Genomic DNA, 21,216 nt, shown 5'->3' on the forward strand with positions numbered 1-21,216 from the left:
GCGCGTGCAGGGACTGCGCAACCTGGGTGCCGCGATCTCGCCGTTCAACGCGTTCCTGCTCGCCCAGGGCCTGGAGACGCTGAGCCTGCGCATGGAGCGCCACGTCCAGAACACCCAGGCCGTGGCCGAGTGGCTGGAGGCGCGGGACGACGTCGTCAGCGTGACCTACGCGGGCCTGCCGTCGAGCCGCTGGCACGCCGCCGCGCAGAAGTACACGCCGCGCGGTCCCGGCGCCGTCCTCGCGTTCGAGCTGCCCGGCGGCATCACCGCGGGCCGTGCGTTCATCGACTCGCTCGAGCTGCACAGCCACGTGGCCAACATCGGCGACGTGCGCTCGCTGGCGATCCACCCGGCGAGCACGACGCACTCCCAGCTGAGCGAGGACGAGCAGCTGGCGGCGGGCGTCACGCCCGGGCTGGTGCGCCTCGCCGTCGGCCTGGAGGGTCTGGACGACATCCTCGCCGACCTCGACGCGGGGTTCCGCGCCGCGAAGTCCTGACGCTCGTGACCACCACGGGTCCCCCTCCGGCCACCGGCGCGTGGCGTGAGGGGGACGCCGCGGGCGGACGCCTGTTCGCCGACCTCGGCGACCTCGCCCTGGAGTCGGGCGAGGTGCTGCCCGACGTCCGGATCGCCTACGAGACGTGGGGCGAGCCGTCCGCGGACGGCTCGAACGCCGTCCTCGTCCTGCACGCGCTGACGGGCGACAGCCACGTGACGGGCGACGCCGGGCCCGGCCACCCGTCACCGGGGTGGTGGTCCGGACTGGTGGGCCCCGGACGTCCGATCGACACCGACCGCTTCTTCGTCGTCGCGCCCAACATCCTCGGTGGCTGCCAGGGGTCGACGGGGCCGTCGTCGCCGGGTCCGGACGGGCGTCCCTGGGGCGCACGGTTCCCGGCGCTGACGGTGCGCGACCAGGTGGCCGCCGAGCAGCTGCTGGCCGACCGTCTCGGCGTCGCGCGCTGGGCGGGCGTCACGGGCGGCTCGGCCGGTGGCATGCGGGCGCTCGAGTGGGCGATCAGCCGGCCCGAGAGCGTCGCCACGCTGTTCCTGCTCGCGGCGTCGGCGAGCGCGTCGGCCGACCAGATCGGCCTGTCGACCACGCAGGTCGAGGCGATCGTGTCCGACCCCGCGTTCGCCGGCGGCGACTACTACGACGCCGCGCCCGGCGACGGCCCGCACCGCGGACTCGAGCTCGCCCGGCGCATCGCCCACCTCAGCTACCGCAGCGCCGGCGAGCTGGCCGAGCGGTTCGGCCGGACCGTGGGTGAGGACGGGCGCTGGGCGGTCGAGTCGTACCTCGCCCACCACGGCGACAAGCTCGCCCGGCGCTTCGACGCCAACACCTACGTCACCCTGACGCGCGCGATGGACAGCCACGACGTCGGACGCGACCGCGGCGGCGTGCCGGCCGCGCTCGGACGGATCACGGCGCGCACCGTCGTCGCCGGCATCGACTCCGACCGGCTCTACCCGCTGTCGCAGCAGGAGGAGATCGCGGCGTCCGTGCCGACGTGCGACTACCTCGACGTCGTCGAGTCCGTGCACGGCCACGACGGGTTCCTGGTGGAGCTCGACGCGGTCGCACCCCTGGCCCGCCGCCTCCTCGGCACCTGACCGCGGTCGCCCGCCCCCTCCCGTCCCCGATCTGAAGCCTTCGGGTGGTCATCGGGGCTGGTTGACCACCCCAAGGCTTCGGATCGCGGACGGGGGCGGTGCCGGCGTCAGGGGTCGGTGAGGGCGTCCACCTCGGACTGCGCGCGCTCGACGGCCTCGCGCGCCTGCTCGGCCGCGGCGCGGGACTCCTCCTCGGCCACCCTCGCCTCGTCGGCCGCCTGCTGCGCCGCCGCGAGGGCACGCTCCGCCTTGTCCACCTGCGCCTGCGTGGCCGCGTGCTCCTTCTCGGCGTGCTTCGCCGCGGCCGACAGCTCGTCCACGTGGGCGCGGGCCCGCTTCAGCTCGCGCTCGCGCTGGGCCTCGGCCCGTCGTCGCTCCTCCTCGGCCCGCCTGGCAGCCCGCTCCTCACGTCTGGTGCGTGCCGCCGACAGGTCGGTGACGGTGGCCGACGGCCCGTCGTCGGGCTCGGCGGCCTCCTCCGGGACGTCGGGCAGCGCCGACGGCACCGCGACCGCGGTCGACACGTCGACCGCCTCGAAGCCCGTCGAGCTCACGGCGGTGACCATGAACCCGGTGCGGACCGCCGCGGCCACGCCGTCGTCGACGGTCATCGACCGCAGGGTCTCCTGCGCCTCGGCGAGCGCCGCCGCGCTGACGGTCACGCCCATCTCGTCGGCGAGCTCGCGTCCGCGTCCGACGATCTGGCGCGACAGCGTGCGGCCGTCGCGCCCGAGCTGACGCATCGCGACGCCGTCGACGGCGGCCTCCGCGGCCCGTAGCTGCGCCCGCAGGTCGTCGAGGTCGTCCAGGCGGTCGCCGGCCGACCGGGACAGGGCGTTCAGCACCCAGGCGGCCGCGGACGGCTTCTTCAGCTTCTTGACCGCGGCGGCGAGGGTGCGTCCGACGTCGGACCTCGCCTGCTTCGAGCGCTCGTCGCGCACCTCGATGAACTCCTGCGGCCGCTCGGCGTAGAGGTCCCTCGCGATCTGCGTCAGGTCGTCGTCGGCCACGGCCCCATCCTGCACCGCCGCCTCAGGACACGGGCGGCGTCCAGCCCGGGTCGCGTCCCGACAGGCCGAGCAGGCGGTCGAGGGGCGGGGCGTCGTCGGGCACCGGGACGGCGGGCGCGAAGGACTTGCCGACGCCCTGGTAGTCGGGCGTGAGCATCATCGGCGCGAACACCAATGACTGCTCGAGGCCCTCCGCCGCCGGCGACCACGGCTGCCCCGTCGCACGGGCGAGGTCCCACCCGTGGGTCTGGTACTCCCACAGGACCATGCCGAGCGCGAGCTCGCCGGGCATGGCCGCTCCCCCGAGCGACAGCGGACGCTCGGCGCCACCGGCTCGCAGCGCATCGACGAGACGACCGGTCGCGTCACGCACCTCGGCCGCGGCGTCGTCGGACGGCTCGAACCCGGCGAGGTCCGCCCGCGGCGCCCGGCCGTCCGGGTCGGCGAACCCGTCGGCGAACGTCGACAGCCAGCCGACGACGTGGGTGCGCAGCGCGGCGACGTCGAAGTCGGCGCAGGGCGTGGGCGCTCCGAGGCGGGAGGCATCGACGTCGACGACCCGTGCGAGGTCGTCGAGCACGTCGGACAGCAGGGAGGTGGTGCGGTCGGTGGAGTCGCTCATGGCCGCGACGCTAGACCCGACCACCGACAGGGCGCGTCGTCCGGACGGCGTGCTCCGGGTACGGGACGAGGCCGCCCCGTCGGGTGGACGGGACGGCCTCGTGCGGGCTGAGCGAGCGGGGTGTGCCCTGCGTCAGCCCTGGTGGCCGTGCGCCTCGAGGGCGACCGGCTGCCACTCGCGCCACGTCCGCAGACGCGACTCGTAGTCGGCCTCGGCGATGCCGAGGGGCTTCTCGCCGAAGAACACGCGCAGCGGCGGCTCGTCGGCGTCGACGACCTTGAGGATCGCCGAGCGGGTGGCGACCGGGTCGCCGGGGGTGCCGCTGGCGCTGGGACGGTTGGCCGCGGCCTCGCGCACGTCGGCGTAGGCCTCGATCTCGTCCGAGCGGCTGGCGGACGGGCCGCTCCAGTCGGTGGAGAACCCGCCGGGCTCGACGAGCGTCACCTTGACGCCGAAGCCGGCGACCTCCTGGGCCAGCGACTGGCTGAAGCCCTCCAGCGCCCACTTGGACGCGTGGTAGATGCCCACGGTCGGGAACGCGGAGATCCCGCCGATCGAGGACACCTGGATGATGTGCCCGCTGCCCTGCTCACGCAGGTACGGCACGGCGGCCTGCGTCACCCAGAGGGCGCCGAACAGGTTGGTCTCGATCTGGCTGCGCGCCTCGGACTCGCTGAGCTCCTCGACCATGCCGAAGTGCCCGTAGCCGGCGTTGTTCACGACGACGTCGAGCGAGCCGAAGTGGTCGTGCGCCTGCTTGACGGCTGCGAAGTCGGCGTCGCGGTCGGTGACGTCGAGCCGGATGGGCAGGACCTTGTCGCCGAACCGCTCGACGAGGTCGTCCATGGTGCTGGTGTCGCGGGCGGTGCCGGCGACGCTGTCGCCGCGCTCGAGGGCGGCGATCGCCCACTCGCGGCCGAAGCCCTTGGAGGTGCCGGTGATGAACCAGGTCTTGTTCGTCATGTCTCAGTCCTCACTGATCTGGAGACGGAAGCGGTCGCGCTTGGTGTGCAGGTCCCAGAGGTGGTCGGCCAGGACCGCGGGGTCCTTGTCCTCGTCGCCCTCGATGATCTGTCCGCCGATGATCAGCTGGGAGACCTGGATGCCCTCCTCGCCGAGAACCTCGTGCAGCAGCTCGGCGTAGGCGGCCTGCCCGGCGAAGGCGACCGACGTGCCGGTGACGTTGCGTCCGGGCTTGACGGCCGAGCCGCCGTTGACGAACAGGATCGTGCCCTTGCCCTCGCCCAGGAACCGCATGCCCGGCACCACCTGGTGCACGGCCGCGACGGGGCCGTAGATCGAGAACTCGACGGGGCCGACGAGGTCGGCGGGCGTGGTCTCGAGCACGGGCCGCATGAAGTCCTTCTGCGGCAGCGGGCTGTACTGCAGCACCTCGATGGGACCGAGGGTCTCGGTCACCTGCTCGAGGGCGGCCGAGATCGACGCCGGGTCGCGGACGTCGGCGGCGAAACCGGCGGCCTGCACGCCGTCGGCGACGAGCGTGGCGGCCAGCGCGTCGACCCTGGCCTGGTTGCGCGAGATGAGTCCGACGGAGAACCCCTCAGCGCCGAACTTGCGTGCGACGGCGGCGCCGAGACCGGCTCCCGCCCCGATGATCGCGATCGAAGTCATACAACCTTCAAGGACGTCCGGGGGCCCTTCTGTTCCCCATCTGGACAGCCGTCCCACGATCTGGGACCCGCGGACGTCACACGATGCGGCGCAGCACCTGCAGCGGCGCGTGACGCAGCACGAGGCCGAGCGGCGCCCACGGCAGCCGCGGGACGGACGCCTCGGCGACCTCGCGCTCGATCAGGTCGACCATCGCCCGCGTGCCCTCGACGTTGCCCGTCATCAGGCGGACCTCGTTCTCGTTGACGTCGTTCATCTCCGAGACGATGTAGCCCGGGAACAGGGTGGTCACGGCGATGTCGTGCCCGCCCCGGCGCATCAGGTCCATCCGGATGCCCTCCGCGAGGTGCGCGACGGCCGCCTTGCTCGCCGAGTACGCCGTCTGCGACCCCGGCAGGCCACGGAACGCGGCCTGCGACGACACCAGCACGAGGTGCCCGGCCCCGCGGTCGTAGAAGTGCTCCATCGCGGCCTCGCACTGGGCGAGCCCGGCCACCGCGTTGGTCATCAGGGTGTCGCGGTTGGCGTCGAAGCGCCCCGACCCGACCCGTGCGCCCTTGCCGAGCCCGGCGTTGACGACGACGCGGTCGAGCCCGCCGAGGTCGTCCGCAGCGGCCGCGACGACGTCGAACACCTGCTGGTGGTCGTCGACGTCGAGCGCGTGCACCACGACCCGGACGTCCGGGTGCGCCGCGACGAGCTCGTCGCGCAGCGCCTCCAGGCGGTCGACGCGGCGCGCCGTCAGCGCGAGGTCGTGGCCGCGCGCGGCGAGGTGACGGGCCATGCCGGCGCCCAGGCCCGAGCTGGCGCCGGTGATCAGGGTGCGACGGCGCACGGGGACTCCTCTGGGCTCAGCGGAACGTGACCGCGTCGGCGGGCAGGTGGGTGTGCTCGTTGAACGTGAGCAGGGTGCGGCCCGAGCGGCCGATCGTCACGGTGGTGACCGACGCGTTCGCGACGACGCGGTTCATCCGGCGCCAGATCGTGTCGTCGCCCGTCAGCAGCCAGGACGCGACTTGCGCCACCGGGCCGCCGGAGGTGAAGACGACGGCGCGCTCGCCCCGTCCGAGCGAGCCGGCGAGGTCGTCGAACGCGCCCCGCACCCGGTCGCGGAAGGCGGCGTACGGCTCGGGGTAGTCGTCACCGTCCGCCAGCTCCCAGGCGGCCAGACCCTCGTCGAGCACGGCCTGGAAGGCACGCGGGTCGCCGTTCAGCACGGCGTCGTCTCCGCGCGCGAACACCCGGTGGTCGAACTCGTCCCAGCGGGCGTCGACGTCCCACCCGGTGGAGTCCGGGTCGGCGACGTCGAGCGCACCGGTGGCCGTCTCGGCGTGACGACGCATCCCGCCGGCCACCGCGTGCGACGGGACGAACCCCGCCGCCTCCCACGACTGGCCGAGCCAGGTGGCCTGGCTGTGGCCGCGCGGCGAGAGCCGGTCGTAGTCGTCGGTGCCCCAGGACGCCTGGCCGTGCCGCACCAGCAGGATCGCGCTCACTCCCGGGCGGCCATCTTCGCCGCGGCCCGGCGCATGGCCCGGTCGTAGAGCGGCCGCGCGAAGCGCTTCGCGGCGTAGGCGGCCCGGCCCTCGCGGTCGGTGAGGATCACGTGACGGCCGGCGTCGACGCCCGCGAGCACCCGCTCGGCGATCTGGTCGGGCGTGACCGTCGATCGGTCGATCAGCTTGACGGCCGACTCGTGCGCCGACACGTCGTCGCCCTGCAGCGAGCTCGACAGGTTGGTCTTGAAGAACGTGGGGCACACGACGTGGACGTCGACGTCGTACGGCGAGAGCTCGTGCGACAGCGTCTCGCTCAGCGCCACGACGCCGGCCTTGACGGTGTTGTACTCGCTCATCCGCGGCGGGTGGACGAGCCCCGCGGCCGACGCGACGTTGACGATGCGTCCCGACCGGCGCTGCTTGAGCAGGGGCACGAACGTGCGGCAGCCGCGGACGACGCCCATCAGGTTGATGTCGACGACGCGGCGCCACTGGTCGGTGGTGGTGAGCTCGATGCGTCCGCCCGCGGCGACGCCGGCGTTGTTCACCAGCACGTCGAGCCCGTTCCACTCCTGCTGCACCCACGCCAGGGCGGCGTCCCAGTCGTCGTCGGAGGTGACGTCGAGGCGGCGGTAGGTGACGCGTCCGAGGTGCTGCAGGGTGTCGGGGGCGTCGTCGTGGACGTCGGTGGCGAGCACCCGGCAGCCGCGGGCCACCAGGTGCGTGGCCAGGGCCAGCCCGAGGCCGGAGGCGGCCCCGGTGACGAGGGCGCGGTCGCCCGGGTGGAAGGCGGACGAGCGGGAGGCCATGCCCGGCACCCTACCGGGGCGTAACTTGTGGCACCCGCCCGACGCACGACACCCCCGGAGCGCGGGGCTCCGGGGGTGTCGGGGTGTGCGGCGTGACGTCAGCTGGCGGCCGGCGGCATCAGCACGGAGTCGATCAGGTAGACCGTCGCGTTGGCGGTCTTGACGCCACCACAGATCACCTTGGCGCTCTGGTCGCCGACGGTGATGGTGTCGCCCGAGCCCGAGATGGTCAGGTCGGCGCCGTTGACGGTCGGGAAGGTGCCGTCGATCTCGTCGGGAGCCTTCTGGCCCTCGATGACGTGGTAGGTCAGGACCTGGGTCAGCGTCTCGGCGCCCTCGGGGGTGCCGAGGGTCTCGACCGTGGCGGCCGGCAGCTTGGCGAAGGCCGAGTCGACGGGCGCGAAGACGGTGAACTCGCCACCGTTGAGGGTGTCGACGAGGTTCACGTCAGGGTTGAGCTTGCCCGAGACCGCGGCGGTGAGGGTCTTGAGCAGCGGGTTGTTGCTCGCGGCCGTCGCGACCGGGTCGGCGGACATGCCCTCGACCGAGCCGGCGCCGTCCGGCACCTGGGCGGCGTAGTCGGCGCAGCCGGGGCCGACGAGGTCGGAGTCGGCGGCCGAGGCGTCGGCGCTGGGCGAGGCGTCGGTGGTGGCGTCCGACGTGGCGGAGTCCGACGACTCGTCGGAGCCACCGCCACAGGCGGCGGTGAAGACGAGGAGCGGCGCGACGGCGGCGACGGCCAGGGACTTGGAGCGGATGCTGCGCATGATGGGTTCCTTTTCTCTGGTCGACGAGCCCGTGGTCGGACCCGTTCGTGGCGTTCTCGGTGCGGTGGTGATGGTTGGTCAGTCCTCCACGCGGAACTGGATGCTGTGCCAGCCGGTGGATCCGTCGGGCCTCACCGAGGCCCGGTCGGAGGTCTGGGTCTCCCCGTCGCCGTTGGTGGCGCGGACGCGGAGGGTGTGCGTGCCGGGGGTGGCGTCCTGCCACTCCCACGACCACTGGCGCCAGGTGTTGACGTTGTCCTGGGTGGCGAGGCTGACCTCTTCCCAGTCGCTGTCGTCGACCTGCACCTCGACGGTCTGGATGCCGACCGTCTGAGCCCACGCGGTGCCGCCGACCCGAACCGCGTCCCGGGGGAACGTCTGGAAGGCCTTGGGCACGTCGATGCGTGAGCTGAACTTGATGGGGGCCTCCGCGCTGTAGCCGCGCGGGGTCCAGTACGCCTCGAAGTCGGCGAACCTCGTGACCTCGATGTCGACGACCCACTTGGTGGCCGACACGTAGCCGTAGAGGCCGGGCACGACGAGGCGTGCGGGGAAGCCGTGCTCGAGGGGGAGCGGCTCGCCGTTCATGGCGATCGCCAGGAGCGAGCCGCGGTCGTCGGTCATCGCCTCGAGCGGCGTCCCGATGGTCATGTCGTCGGCGCTCGTAGACTTGACGGCGTCGGCGCCGTCCTGCACGCCGGCCTCCTCGAGCAGCTCCTTGAGCGGCACGCCGATCCAGGTCGCGTTGCCCACGTAGGGCCCGCCCACCTGGTTCGAGACGCAGGTCAGGGTGATGCGGCTCTCGACCAGGCGGCGCTCGAGCACGTCGGCGAACGACAGGTTGATCTCGTTGTCGACCATGCCGTGGATGCGGAGCGTCCAGGTGTCGGCCGGGACGTCCGGCACCTGCAGCGCGGTGTCGATGCGGTAGAAGTCGCGGTTGCGGGTGAGGTAGCGCGAGATGCCCGAGACGTCGGCCTGCACGCCAGCCGGCACCGCCGGGGCGGGCACCGCCGGGCGCGGGATGGTGATGGACGCGCGGGACGCGTTGGCCGCGCCGCCGCCGAGGAAGCGACCGACGGCCCCGCCGATGACGAGCACGGCACCGGTGCCGAGCGCGACGGCGAGGAAGCGCCGACGGTCGAAGCCCGCGGGCAGCTCGTCGCCGGGGTGGCGGTCGAGCAGGACGTGGGTCTTGTCGTCGGTGCGGCGGCGGTACTCCGAGAAGAGCAGCACCAGCGCGCCGACCGAGATGACGAGGGCCACGACCGCGGGCAGCGCCTTCAGCAGCACGTTCGCGTCGGTCGTGCCGTCGGTGACGGCGGCCACCAGGGCCACCACGCCGAGCAGGGCGGTGATCGCGACGGCGAGACGCGGACGGGTCAGCGCCAGCAGGCCGGCGACCGCGGCGAGGAGCCCGATGGCCACCACGACGCCACCGATGAGGACGGGCTTGTCGTTGGTGCCGAAGCGCTCGACGGCGAAGTCCTTGAGCCAGGCGGGCGTCAGGAGGATGAAGCGGTTGCCCACCGAGATGATCGGCGAGGGCGTTCCCGTGAGGGCCGCGACACCCGAGGACGCGGCCACACCCGAGGCTGCCGCGAGGAGGCCGAGGCCCGCTGCGGTGAGCTTGGTGGTCGCTGTCGTGGTCACATCGGTACTTCGCGCCGGTCCTCCAGATGGATTGGTCCGGTGAAGAAGTTTCGAAGAGTTTCCGTGTGCACCTACTTTCCAGTAGCCCCGACGCGGTGGGGGTCCTGGGTGCGAGACGCGGTCCTGCTCGGGTCGGCGGTGGGTACGGCCCCACTCTTGGGCTGATCCTGGGGCCATACCCACCGCCAGGTGCCCCAGCCACCACCTGCGGTGGCCCACCCACCACGAACGCGCCCGAGATGGTGGGTGAGGCACCTGTTCGGGCGGACGCCTTGTCGCCCGCGCAGCGCCGGGTCAGTGCATGACGAAGGGTGACGCGCCGTCGTCGACCGGGAGCGTGGGGCTGACGACGGCGCCGACCTTGATGCCGGTGAACCGGACGTAGCCGCCGTAGGTGCTGAGGAACGCGGTGTCGGCCGCGTCGCGTCCGGTGCCGATGCGCACCAGGCTCTGGCGCGGGGCGAGGCCGGTGGTGTCGACGACCCGCCACTGCCCGTCGAGGAACGCCTCGACCACGGCGTGGAAGTCCATCGGCACCAGGCCCGGCGCGTAGGCCGAGACCAGTCGCGCGGGCACGTCGCGCGCCCGCAGGAACGCGAGCGTCAGGTGGGTGAAGTCGCGGCACACGCCGTCGCGGCTCAGCAGCGTCTCGACCGCCCCGTCGGTGGGGCGCGACGCACCCGGGACGTAGGCGATGTTGCGCTGCACCCACGCCGCCACCTCGTCGAGCAGCCGCTGGCCCTCGTAGCCGCCGAACGCGGCGTGGGCGGGGGCGAGCACCCGGTCGGACGGGACGTAGCGGCTGGGACGGCGGTAGACGACCCGCTCGTTCAGGTCGATGTCCTGCGGGTCACCGGTGCCGGTGACGACCGCGCGGTAGTCGAGCGTGAGGTCGAGGTCGCGGTCGGCGTGCACCACGTGCAGCACGGTGCCCCGGTCGCCCGGCAGCTCCTCGTACGCCACCGGCTCGCCGTCGGAGACGAGCGTCAGCTCCTCCTCCACCGAGTCGTACCCGCCCACGCGGGCGACCGCGACGGAGAAGACGAGCTCGGTGCCCTTCTCCGCGGTGAGCTCGAGGTGGGACGTCACGGTGCGGATCACGCGTGAACCCTAGGGCTCCGCCCTCCGGCCCGCTCGCCCGCACCGGCCGCCGTCCGTCCTCGCCGCCGCCTTCCCCCGACCCGCCCGGACCGAGGAATCGGCGTACGACCGTGTCGGGCGGCCATACCCCGATTCACACCCGCACCGCGACCGAAGAATCGAGGTCGTGGTCCGTATCGGGGCAGAACCTCGATTCCCCGATCGCACCGCCGCAACACCCCGCCGCACGCACACCCGCACCGAAGGGCGGCGCCGCACCGGCCGCCGTCCGTCATCGCCGCCTCCTCCCGGCCCACGCGGAGCGACGAATCGGCGTATGGCCGTGTGGGGCGGTCATACGCCGATTCCCTCGTGGGCTCGCGGCAGAGGTGGCCGGGCGAGGGAGGCCTCAGCGCTCGGCGAGCACCGCCTCGTACACCTCGAGCGTGCTGGCGGCGACGGCGTCCCAGCTGAACTGCGATGTCACGCGCTCGCGGCCGGCGCGGCCCCAGGCGGCGGCGCGGTCCGGGTCGGAGACGGCGTCGGTGATGGCGGCGGCGAGGTCGGCCTCGAACTTCGCGGGATCCAGCGGCGTGCCGGTGCCGTCGGTCTCCTGCTCGATGGGCACGAGCAGGCCGGTCTCGCCGGGCACGACGACCTCGGGGATGCCGCCGGTGGCCGTGGCGACGACGGCGGTCTCGCACGCCATCGCCTCGAGGTTGACGATGCCGAGCGGCTCGTAGACCGACGGGCACAGGAACACCGTGGCGACGGTGAGCAGCGTGGTGACGTCCTCGCGCGGCAGCATCTCAGGGATCCAGACGACGCCGGGGTGCGTCGTGCGCAGCTCGTCGACGAGCGCCTCGACCTCGGCGGCGATCTCGGGGGTGTCGGGGGCGCCCGCGCACAGCACGATCTGGACGTCGGACGGCACGTCGCGGGCGGCGCGGAGCAGGTGCGGCAGCCCCTTCTGGCGCGTGATGCGGCCGACGAACACCGCGCTCGGCCGGTCGGGGTCGACGCCCAGGGACCTGGCGCGGTCGGGGTCGTGACGCGGCTGCCACCGCTCGACGTCGATGCCGTTGTGGACGACGGGCACGTTCGCGGGGTCGACCGACGGGTAGCAGCGCAGGATGTCGTCGCGCATCGCGGCGCTGACGGCGACGACGCGCGCCGCCGACTCGAACGCCTGGCGCTCGGCCCACGAGCTCAGCGCGTAGCCCCCGCCGAGCTGCTCGGCCTTCCACGGGCGCAGCGGCTCCAGGCTGTGCGCCGTGGCGACGTGCGGGATGCCGTGCAGCAGCCCGGACAGGTGACCGGCCATGTTGGCGTACCAGGTGTGGGAGTGGACGAGGTCCGCGCCGGCGCGGTCCTGGACCATCGACAGGTCGGTGCCCAACGTCTTGAGCGCGGCGTTGGCGTCGGTCAGCTCGACGGGCGTGCCGTACGCCGTGGTGCCGGGCTCGTCCCGCGGCGCCCCGAAGCACCCGACGCGCGCGTCGACGTCGCCCCGCGCTCGCAGGGCCGAGACGAGCTCGGCGACGTGGACGCCGGCGCCTCCGTAGACCTCGGGCGGGTACTCGCGGCTCAGCACGTCGATACGCATGGGCAGCACACTAGAGGGTGGTGACGGCGGTCACGCCGACGTCCACCTGCAGCAGCCCGCGCCGGCGCGCGTCACGGGTGGCCGAGAGGCGGTCGTGCACGCCGAGCTTGGCGTAGACGTGCTCGAGGTGCTTGCGGACGGTGGCCGCCGAGATGCCCAGACGGCGTCCGATCTGTGCGGCGGTGAGCCCCCGTTCGAGCAGGACGAGCACCGCCTGCTCGCGCTCGGTGAGCAGCGGGTCGTCGGGGACGGGTGCCGCCGCGGCACCCGCCACGATGGCGAGGACGAGTCGTGCGCAGGGGGCGCAGGCGCCGCCGGCGACGGCGGCACGCACCACGGCGTCCTGGTCGAGCAGGGTCGTGCTCATGCGGGGTCCCTCCCGGGCGCCGAGCCGCCACCACCCGGATTCACTACGCGCAAGAGCGTACAGCCGACCAGGCCCGGGATCGCTACCTTTTCGGCCACCTGTCCATGCCGCACTCGGGAGCGGCCGCGCGTCGAAAGGCCCCTCGTGCGCACCTCCACCCGACTCCCACGCCCCCTCGTCCTCGGCGTCGCCGCCGTGGGCTCCCTCGCCCTCCTCAGCCCGCACGCCGCCGTCGCCGGCCCCTCCGCCGACTACGACCCGCTCGCCGCCGCCCGCAAGGCGGCGCCCGTCGTGGTCGTCAGCGGCCTGGACAACCCGCGGCAGCTGACGCAGACGCCCAGCGGCAAGCTGCTGATCGCCCAGGCCGGCCACGGCTCGTACCAGAAGAAGAACTGCGTCGGCACCGGCGAGGACACCCAGTGCATCGGGCTCACCGGCAAGGTGACGCTCGTGTCGAACGGGAAGAAGAAGAACGTCATGCGCGGCCTGCTCTCGGCCGCCGGTCCCGACGGCACGTTCGCCGTCGGCAGCAACGGCGCGGCCAAGCGCCGCGGCGGGCCGTACCTCTCGGTGATCAGCTACGCGCCGCCCGAGTCCTTCCCGGCCGGCATCCCGAGCCGGCAGGCGGGCAAGCTGATCTCGAAGCGGATCGGCGGCACCAACCGCGTCAACGCCGACATCACCGCGTTCGAGCGGCGTCGCGACCCCGACGGCGAGGGCGTCGACTCCAACCCGTACTCGGTGCTGTCGTGGAAGGGCAGGACGCTCGTGGCCGACGCGGCGGGCGACTCGATCCTCAAGGTGAGCAAGCGCGGCCACGTCGCGCTGTTCCACACCATGAAGGAGTACGGCAAGACCGTCGACGCCGTCCCGACCGTCCTGGCACCCGACAAGCGGACCGGCAACGTGCTCGTCGGCGAGCTGCACTCCGAGCAGCCCGGCAAGGCCCGGGTCTGGGCGCTGAACGCCAAGGGCAAGCCGGTCCGCTCCTGGAAGGGCTTCACCACGGTCACCGGCGTCGCGAGGTCGAAGCGCGGCACGCTCTACGTGAGCGAGCTGTTCGGCGGCTCCTGCACCTTCGACAAGATCCCGTCGTGCTTCCCCGGCCGGGTCGTCAAGGTGGCGCCCGACGGCACGCGGACGACGGTCGACGTCCCGTTCCCGGCCGGCGTCGTCGTCCGCAACGGCAAGGTCTACGTCAACGCCTTCTCCACCAGCCCGGCCAAGGGCTTCGGCGGCAACCCGGCGTGGACCGGACAGCTGTGGCGGCTGCGGTTCTGACGGCCACCGCCGCCCCTACCGCGAACTGAGGGGGAACGGTGCGACCGGCGTCACACGTGGCTAGTGTTCGGCACATGACAGCTCGCCGACGCGGGTCGCACCGCCCCAAGGTCCTCGCCATCGTGCTCGCGGGCGGCGAGGGCAAGCGCCTGATGCCCCTCACGGCCGACCGCGCCAAGCCCGCCGTCCCGTTCGGCGGCATCTACCGGCTGATCGACTTCGCGCTCTCCAACGTGGTCAACTCCGGCTACCTGCAGGTGGTCGTGCTCACGCAGTACAAGTCGCACAGCCTCGACCGCCACATCACCACCACCTGGCGCCTGTCGTCGGTGCTCGGCAACTACGTCGCCCCCGTGCCGGCGCAGCAGCGCGTCGGCAAGCACTGGTACCGCGGCAGCTCCGACGCGATCTTCCAGAGCCTCAACCTGATCCGCGACGAGAAGCCCGACATCGTCGTCGTGGTGGGCGCCGACCACGTCTACCGCATGGACTTCTCGCAGATGGTCGACGCGCACCTCGACTCCGGCGCCGCCGCCACCGTCGCGGCGATCCGTCAGCCGATCGAGCTGGCCGACCAGTTCGGCGTCATCGACGTCGACGCGTCCGACCCCACGAAGATCTCGGCGTTCCTGGAGAAGCCCACGAACCCGCCGGGCCTGCCCGACTCCCCCGGCGAGGTGCTGGCGTCGATGGGCAACTACGTCTTCGACGCCGACGCGCTCGTCGACGCCGTCACCCGCGACGCCGACGACGACACCTCCAAGCACGACATGGGCGGCGACATCGTCCCCGCGTTCGTCGCCAAGGGGGCCGCCGGCGTCTACGACTTCGGGCGCAACGAGGTGGCCGGATCCAACGAGCGCGACCGCGCCTACTGGCGCGACGTCGGGACGCTCGACTCCTACTACGACGCGCACACCGAGCTGATCGAGCCGGTGCCCGTGTTCAACCTCTACAACGACCAGTGGCCGATTTACACCAGCTACGGCTCGCACCCGCCGGCCAAGATGGTGCGCGGCGCCAAGAAGGAGCCGGCGCACGTCACCGACTCGATCGTGTCGCCCGGCGCGATCGTCGCCGGCGGCACCGTCGACGGCTCGGTGCTCTCGCCGCGAGCCTTCGTCGACGCCGGCGCCCAGGTGAGCGACTCGGTGCTGCTCGACAACGTGACGATCGGCGCGGGCGCCATCGTCAAGCACGCCATCCTCGACAAGAACGTCGTGGTGCCCCCGGGCGCACGCATCGGCGTCGACCCCGAGGAGGACGCCGCCCGAGGCTTCACGATCAGCGAGTCGGGCCTCGTCGTCGCCGGCAAGGACTTCCGCCTCGACTGAGGATCTGTCGGTGCCTCACAGGGTCATGACCCCCTGAGGCACCGACGACTCTCGGTCAGGCCTGGGCGAACCGCTCGTTCGCGGCGGCCTTGTCGCGCAGCAGCGTGGGCGGGGTGAACCGCTCGCCGTAGGCGGCGGCGAGCTCGTCGGCCCGCTCGCAGAACGCGGCGACGCCGATGCGACCGTCGGCGGCCTCGTAGCCGTCGACGTACTGCAGCGCACCGCCGTACAGCGGCGGGAAGCCGATGCCCATGATCGAGCCGATGTTGGCGTCGGCCACGGTGCGCAGCACGCCTTCCTCGAGGCAGCGGATCGTCTCGACCGCCATCACGAAGAGCAGCCGCTCCTGCATGTCGCGGTAGGGGATCTCGTGGCCCTCGGACGCGAACTGCTCGCGCAGCCCCGACCACAGGTGCTTCTTGCCGCCCTCGGGGTACTCGTAGAACCCGGCACCGGCGGCCTTGCCCTTGCGGCCCTGGTCGACCAGCGAGTCGATCACCTTCTTCGCCCCGGTGACCGGCAGCTCGATGCCCTCGGCCTCGGCAGCCTTGCGGGCCTCGGCGTCGACCTTCTGGGTGAGCGTCAGCGCCACCTCGTCGATCATCGCGAGCGGCGGCGCGGGGAACCCGGCGCTCGTCGCGGCGCGCTCGATGGTGACGGGGTCGAGACCTTCGCCGAGCATCTCCGCGCCCTCCATCACCAGCGTGCCGAACACGCGACTGGTGAAGAAGCCCCGCGAGTCGTTGACGACGATCGGCGTCTTCTTGATCTGGCGCGTGTAGTCGATGGCGCGGGCGATGGCCTCGTCGGAGGTCTTCTCGCCGACGATGATCTCGACCAGCGGCATCTTGTCGACGGGCGAGAAGAAGTGGATGCCGATGAAGTCCTCGGCCCGCTCCACGCCGCCGGCCAGGATGGTGATCGGCAGCGTCGAGGTGTTCGAGCCCAGCAGCGCGTCGGGCGCCACCACGGGCTCGAGGTCGCCGAACACCTGGTGCTTGAGCTCGACGGACTCGAAGACGGCCTCGATGACGAAGTCGCAGCCCTTCAGGTCGGCGTAGTCGTCGCTCGGCGTGATCCGGGCGAGCACCTCGTCGCGCTTCTCGGCGGTGAGGCGGCCCTTCTCGACCTGGCCGTCCAGCAGCTTCTGGCTGTAGGCCTTGCCCTTCTCGGCGGCCTCGAGACTGACGTCCTTGAGCACGACGTCGATGCCGGCGCGGGCCGACACGTAGGCCACGCCGGCGCCCATCATGCCGGCGCCGAGGACGGCGAGCCGCTCGGCCTTGCGCTGCGGGATCCCGTCGGGACGCGAGCGTCCGGCGTTGATCGCCTGCAGGTCGAAGAAGAACGCCTGCGTCATGTTCTTGAACGTCTGGCCGACGACGAGGTCGACCAGGTAGCGCGACTCGATCCGGCTCGCGGTGTCGAGGTCGACCTGGGCGCCCTCGACGGCCGCGGCCATGATGTTGCGCGGTGCCGGGTAGGGCGCGCCCTTGGTCTGCTTGCGCAGGTTGGCCGGGAACGCGGGCAGGAACTGCGCGAGCTTCGGCGTGGACGGGGTGCCGCCGGGGATCCGGTAGCCCTTGCGGTCCCACGGCTGGGTGGCGGCCTCCTCGTCGTCGGCGTGCGCCTCGATCCACGCCTTGGCGGCGGGCACGAGCTCGTCGATGCTGCCGACGAGCTCGTCGACGAGACCGGCGTCCTTGGCACGCGCGGGCTTCATGCGCGGGCCCTGCAGCAGGATCTTCATCAGCGCGTCCTGCAGGCCGAACATCCGCACCGTGCGGGTGACGCCGCCGCCACCGGGCAGCAGGCCGAGGGTCACCTCGGGCAGGCCGATCTCGGAGCGACCGTCGTCGACGGCGATCCGGTGGTGCGTGGCCAGCGCGATCTCGAGGCCGCCGCCGAGCGCGGCGCCGTTGATCGCCGCGACGACCGGACGGCCGAGCGTCTCGAGCAGGCGCAGGGTGTGCTTGATGCCCTCGATCTCGTCGAAGACCGACTGGGCGTCCTCCGGCCCGGCCTGGACCATCTTCTTCAGGTCGCCGCCGGCGAAGAAGGTCTTCTTCGCGCTGGTGACGACGACGCCGCGCACGTCGTCCTTCTCGGCGACGAGGCGCTCGACGGCGGCCTTCATCGAGGCCGCGTAGGCCTCGTTCATCGTGTTGGCGCTCTGGTCGGGGTCGTCCAGCGTCAGGACGACGACGCCGTCGTCGCCCCGGTCGTACCGGACGGTGTTCCGCAGCTGATCTGCCATGTCTGGGTGTGCTCCTGTGGAGGTGGTGTCCGGTGAGTCAGATGCGCTCGACGACGGTGGCGATGCCCATGCCGCCGCCGACGCAGAGGGTGGCGACGCCGTAGCGCTGGTCGCGACGCTCGAGCTCGTCGACGAGCGTGCCGAGGATCATCGCGCCGGTGGCGCCGAGCGGGTGGCCCATGGCGATCGCGCCGCCGTTGACGTTGACGATGTCGTGGGGCACCGACATGTCGCGCATGAAGCGCATGACGACCGCGGCGAAGGCCTCGTTCATCTCGAACAGGTCGATGTCGGTGGCCTCGAGGCCGGCCTTGGCGAGCGCCTTGCGGGTCGCCGGGGCGGGTCCGGTGAGCATGATGGTGGGCTCGGAGCCGCTGACCGCGGTGGACAGCACCCGGGCGCGCGGACGCAGCCCGTGCCGCTCGCCGGCGGCCTCGCTGCCGATGACGACGAGCGCGGCGCCGTCGACGATGCCCGAGGAGTTGCCCGCGTGGTGCACGTGGTCGATCGCCTCTACCTTGGTGTACTTCTCGAGCGCGACGGAGTCGAAGCCGCCCATGTCGCCGATGCCGGCGAACGAGGCGGGCAGCGTCGACAGGCTCTCGACCGTGGTGCCCGGACGGACGAACTCGTCGTGGTCGAGCACGGTGAGGCCGTTGACGTCGGTGACCGGCACGATCGACTTGGCGAAGTAGCCGTTGGCGATGGCCTTTGCGGCGCGGGCCTGCGACTCGGCGGCGTAGGTGTCGACGTCGGTGCGCGACCAGCCCTCGATGGTGGCGATCAGGTCGGCGCCGATGCCCTGCGGCACGAAGTCGGTGGCGAGCGCGGTGCGCGGGTCGAGCGCCCACGGGCCGCCGTCGGAGGCCATCGGCACCCGGCTCATCGACTCGACGCCGCCGGCGAGGATGAGGTCCTCCCAGCCCGAGCGGATGCGCTGCGAGGCCTGGTTGACGGCCTCGAGCCCGCTGGCGCAGAAGCGGTTGAGCTGCACACCGGCCACGGTCTCGGGCAGGCCCGCCGCCAGCGCGGCGGTCTTGGCGATGTCGCCGCCCTGGTCGCCGACGGGGCTGACCACGCCGAGCACGACGTCCTCGATGCCGTCGACGTCGAGCTCGGGGTTGCGCTTGCGCACCTCGTCGATCAGCCCGATCACGAGGTCGACCGGCTTCACCTCGTGCAGGGATCCGGTCTTCTTGCCGCGCCCGCGCGGGGTGCGGACGGCGTCGTAGACGAACGCCTCGGTCATGGGCCCTCCAGGGATGGGTGTCGGCGGTGCAGCGCTCAGTGCGGGCTCGCCAAGTTACCGGCGAGTCACTGACGGTGTCGATGATGACACCGACACTGTCAGGATAGCGAGCGGCTGTGTCCGCCACCACAGTCCGGGCGCCCGCCGCACCACCCCGGCTGCCCGACGGGGGCGACCCGGGTCAGGCCCGGCGGCGACGACGCACGGCGTCGCCGGCCAGGACGAGTGCGCCCGCGCCGGCCGTCGTCGCGCCCAGCGCCAGCAGCACCCTCGACGGCCCGCCGGTGTCGGGCAGCGACCCCGCCGGGGCCGAGACGCCGGTCGCGGCGTCGTCGTCGGACGCGTCGTCACCGGTGCCCGTGCCCGCGTCGTCGCCGCCCGGCTCGTCCTCGGTCGGGGGCGTGGTGGGCGGCGCGACGGCCTCGGCGACGAGCACGAAGCCCTGGTTCGCCGCCTCGCCCGCCGCGGTGATCGTGACGGTCTCGCTGTCGTCGCCGCGGACCTCGAGGCCGTCGGGGGCGGTGGGCGTCACGGTGTAGTCACCGGCGCCGAGGCCGTCGACGAAGTAGCCGCCGTCCGCATCGGTGACGACGGTCTGCGGGACGCCGGGGCCGTCGACGACCACCTGGACGCCGGGCACCGCGGCGCCGTCGGCGTCGGTGACCTGTCCGCCCACCGACCCGGGCCGCGAGAGCGCGAAGTCCCGACCGGTCAGGTCGGCACCCGCGACGACCGCGGTGAGCGAGGGCTCGGTGGCGTAGCCGTCGGGCTCGGTGACCTCGATCGTGTACGTCCCGTCGGCCAGGCCGGGGAAGGCGTAGGTGCCGTCGGCCGCGGTGGCGGTGGTCAGTGCCGTGCCTCCGCCGGACGGCGTCGCCGTCACCTGGACGCCGCCGAGCGGGCCACCGCCCCCGGTGACGGTGCCCGACACCGACGGCAGCGCGGCGAGCGCGAAGTCCTGGTCGGTGACCGGCTCGGTGTCGACCGTGAAGGGGTCGCGGACGTCGTCGGCGGTCGTGTAGCCCGCGGGCACGTCGATCGACACCTCGTAGGCGATGCCCGTGGCGTTCTCGTCGAACAGGTAGCGACCGTCGGGGTCGGTGGTGGTGGTCCGGGGCGTGCCGCCACCGGTCGGGGTGATGGTGACGACGACCCCGCCGACGCCGGTCGCCGCGGCGCCGGTCCCGCTGGTGACGCGGCCCGAGACGGGCTGCGGGACGATCGCGCGCACCTGGAAGTCGGCGACCGGGTCGGGGTCGTCCCGGCCCACCAGGGTCGAGACGGTGCGCTCGCGCGGACCGACGGCGGCGCACCCGTCGGCGGGCTCCACCACGACGCGGTAGTCGGTGCGCGTCGCCAGGCCGTCGAAGGAGTACGTGCCGTCGATAGCCGCGGTGGTGGTGTCGACCTCGACGCCGTCGGCGGTGAGCAGACGGACGGTCGTGCCGGTGATCGTGCAGGCACCGGCACCGGCCGGGACGGCGATCGTTCCGGTGATCCCGCGGTTGACCGCTGCGAACCAGGTCTGGAACACCGGGAACCCCGACCTGGCGGTGTAGGTGAGGGTGATGCTGCGCAGCGACACCGTCGGGCGGAACCACCCGGTGGCGCCGACCGTGTCGGCGAACGCCGGCGTCCCCGTGCTGCCCGTCAGCGTCTGCGACGCGTCGCTCCACACCGGGAAGTCACCGACGCTCGAGGCGCACCCGGCCGTGCGCGGCGTGCCGTAGGAGCACGCGTTGAACGACTGTTTGTTGCCGAGCTCGGCGGCCGTCGCCTCGGTGCCGTCGGCCCGCAGGGCGGTGACGCGCACCTGGTCGGCGTCGACGTCGCCCAGGATCATCGCCCAGCCGCCCGCGGGGGTGGGCGCGTCGAAGGTGTAGGTGGTGGTCGAGCCGCCGGTCGGGGTGTCGGCCTTGGGCCTCAGGTTCAGGTACCGCCTGCCCTCGCTCGAGCCGAATTGCTGCCCGGGAGGCGTCGCGGCGTTGAAGAACGCGGACGCGCCGCTCTGCACGCCCACGCCGCCACCGCGCGAGTCGCTGCGCACCGTCGCCTCCGGGAAGCTCAGGCCCGGCAGCTGCATCGTGGCGGTGTACGCGTTGGGCGAGCCGCCGAGGTCGGACCAGGTGGCCCAGCCGGTGGTGCGCGCCGCGGACGCGGGCGACCCCAGCGCGACGGCGCCCGCGACGAGCAGGCAGGCGGTGACGAGAGCGAAAGGTCGACGACCCATGGGTCCCCCAGGTCTCAGGTGCGCCCGACTCGCACCGGCGGCAGTGATCAGCAGCACTCTAAACGGAGGAGGTGTCATAGGCTCGCGGCGTGACCGCAGGGCAGGACGAGACCGCCGCCGGGCTGACGGTCGACCAGCTGGCCACCCGCGTCGGGATGACGGTGCGCAACGTCCGCTTCTACGCCGGCCGCGGCCTGATG

General features: G+C 72.8%; 19 protein-coding genes. 4 read left to right on the forward strand and 15 right to left on the reverse strand.

From position 1 onward, the window contains the following. Both ACI6PP_RS18860 and metX read left to right on the forward strand, forming a co-directional pair. Positions 1–499, forward strand: a 499-nt coding sequence (locus ACI6PP_RS18860) for a PLP-dependent transferase (protein WP_421113168.1), incomplete at its 5' end; no start/stop codon positions are given. Between the two features lie 5 nt (positions 500–504). Continuing rightward, the gene (gene metX, locus ACI6PP_RS18865) at positions 505–1,620 is read left to right on the forward strand and encodes a homoserine O-acetyltransferase MetX (RefSeq protein ID WP_421113169.1); all 1,116 of its coding nucleotides are present in this window, start codon (positions 505–507) and stop codon (positions 1,618–1,620) included. Between the two features lie 107 nt (positions 1,621–1,727). Here metX and ACI6PP_RS18870 read toward each other — a convergent pair whose 3' ends face one another. From ACI6PP_RS18870 to ACI6PP_RS18925, 12 genes are all read right to left on the reverse strand, one after another. Then, positions 1,728–2,630: a hypothetical protein gene (locus ACI6PP_RS18870; RefSeq protein WP_421113170.1), complete on the reverse strand. Its 903-nt coding sequence runs from the start codon at positions 2,628–2,630 to the stop codon at positions 1,728–1,730. A gap of 22 nt (positions 2,631–2,652) precedes the next feature. After that, on the reverse strand, positions 2,653–3,252 hold the full coding sequence (locus tag ACI6PP_RS18875; RefSeq protein ID WP_421113171.1) for a TIGR03086 family metal-binding protein: 600 nt from the start codon (positions 3,250–3,252) through the stop codon (positions 2,653–2,655). A 132-nt stretch (positions 3,253–3,384) separates the two neighbouring features. After that, complete coding sequence (locus ACI6PP_RS18880; RefSeq protein ID WP_421113172.1) at positions 3,385–4,215, reverse strand: SDR family oxidoreductase; 831 nt, start codon at positions 4,213–4,215, stop codon at positions 3,385–3,387. A gap of 3 nt (positions 4,216–4,218) precedes the next feature. Then, complete coding sequence (locus ACI6PP_RS18885; protein WP_421113173.1) at positions 4,219–4,884, reverse strand: SDR family NAD(P)-dependent oxidoreductase; 666 nt, start codon at positions 4,882–4,884, stop codon at positions 4,219–4,221. Positions 4,885–4,960: 76 nt separating this feature from the next. Beyond that, on the reverse strand, positions 4,961–5,719 hold the full coding sequence (locus ACI6PP_RS18890) for an SDR family oxidoreductase (protein WP_421113174.1): 759 nt from the start codon (positions 5,717–5,719) through the stop codon (positions 4,961–4,963). Positions 5,720–5,735: 16 nt separating this feature from the next. After that, positions 5,736–6,380, reverse strand: coding sequence for a histidine phosphatase family protein (locus tag ACI6PP_RS18895; RefSeq protein WP_421113175.1), 645 nt, complete (start codon positions 6,378–6,380; stop codon positions 5,736–5,738). Beyond that, positions 6,377–7,192, reverse strand: a complete 816-nt coding sequence (locus ACI6PP_RS18900; protein WP_421113176.1) for an SDR family NAD(P)-dependent oxidoreductase — start codon at positions 7,190–7,192, stop codon at positions 6,377–6,379. Before ACI6PP_RS18900 ends, ACI6PP_RS18895 begins: the two co-directional genes overlap by 4 nt. A gap of 98 nt (positions 7,193–7,290) precedes the next feature. Further along, positions 7,291–7,959: a fasciclin domain-containing protein gene (locus ACI6PP_RS18905; protein ID WP_421113177.1), complete on the reverse strand. Its 669-nt coding sequence runs from the start codon at positions 7,957–7,959 to the stop codon at positions 7,291–7,293. Positions 7,960–8,037: 78 nt separating this feature from the next. After that, entirely contained in the window at positions 8,038–9,612 is a 1,575-nt protein-coding gene (locus tag ACI6PP_RS18910) for a molybdopterin-dependent oxidoreductase (protein ID WP_421113178.1), read from the reverse strand. Positions 9,613–9,906: 294 nt separating this feature from the next. Continuing rightward, on the reverse strand, positions 9,907–10,713 hold the full coding sequence (locus ACI6PP_RS18915) for a transglutaminase-like domain-containing protein (RefSeq protein WP_421113179.1): 807 nt from the start codon (positions 10,711–10,713) through the stop codon (positions 9,907–9,909). A gap of 388 nt (positions 10,714–11,101) precedes the next feature. Further along, on the reverse strand, positions 11,102–12,298 hold the full coding sequence (gene glgA, locus ACI6PP_RS18920; RefSeq protein WP_421113180.1) for a glycogen synthase: 1,197 nt from the start codon (positions 12,296–12,298) through the stop codon (positions 11,102–11,104). Between the two features lie 10 nt (positions 12,299–12,308). Further along, entirely contained in the window at positions 12,309–12,665 is a 357-nt protein-coding gene (locus tag ACI6PP_RS18925; protein ID WP_421113181.1) for a response regulator transcription factor, read from the reverse strand. Positions 12,666–12,809: 144 nt separating this feature from the next. Here ACI6PP_RS18925 and ACI6PP_RS18930 point away from each other — a divergent pair, with 144 nt between their 5' ends. Continuing rightward, positions 12,810–13,946: a ScyD/ScyE family protein gene (locus ACI6PP_RS18930; protein WP_421113182.1), complete on the forward strand. Its 1,137-nt coding sequence runs from the start codon at positions 12,810–12,812 to the stop codon at positions 13,944–13,946. 74 nt (positions 13,947–14,020) lie between these two features. Beyond that, positions 14,021–15,280: a glucose-1-phosphate adenylyltransferase gene (gene glgC, locus ACI6PP_RS18935; RefSeq protein WP_421113183.1), complete on the forward strand. Its 1,260-nt coding sequence runs from the start codon at positions 14,021–14,023 to the stop codon at positions 15,278–15,280. Positions 15,281–15,335: 55 nt separating this feature from the next. On the opposite strand, the gene ACI6PP_RS18940 is transcribed toward glgC, so the two are convergent. The 3 genes from ACI6PP_RS18940 to ACI6PP_RS18950 form a co-directional block, all read right to left on the reverse strand. Continuing rightward, positions 15,336–17,537 carry a 3-hydroxyacyl-CoA dehydrogenase NAD-binding domain-containing protein gene (locus ACI6PP_RS18940; RefSeq protein ID WP_421113184.1) on the reverse strand — a complete coding sequence of 734 codons (2,202 nt, stop codon included), beginning with the start codon at positions 17,535–17,537 and terminating at the stop codon, positions 15,336–15,338. Positions 17,538–17,574: 37 nt separating this feature from the next. After that, positions 17,575–18,786 carry an acetyl-CoA C-acetyltransferase gene (locus tag ACI6PP_RS18945; protein WP_421113185.1) on the reverse strand — a complete coding sequence of 404 codons (1,212 nt, stop codon included), beginning with the start codon at positions 18,784–18,786 and terminating at the stop codon, positions 17,575–17,577. A 181-nt stretch (positions 18,787–18,967) separates the two neighbouring features. Next, positions 18,968–21,016, reverse strand: a complete 2,049-nt coding sequence (locus ACI6PP_RS18950; RefSeq protein ID WP_421113186.1) for a carboxypeptidase regulatory-like domain-containing protein — start codon at positions 21,014–21,016, stop codon at positions 18,968–18,970. Between the last annotated feature and the right edge of the window lie 200 nt (positions 21,017–21,216).

Source organism: Solicola agrisoli (assembly GCF_049059935.1).
GTDB lineage: Bacteria > Actinomycetota > Actinomycetes > Propionibacteriales > Nocardioidaceae > JAURVT01.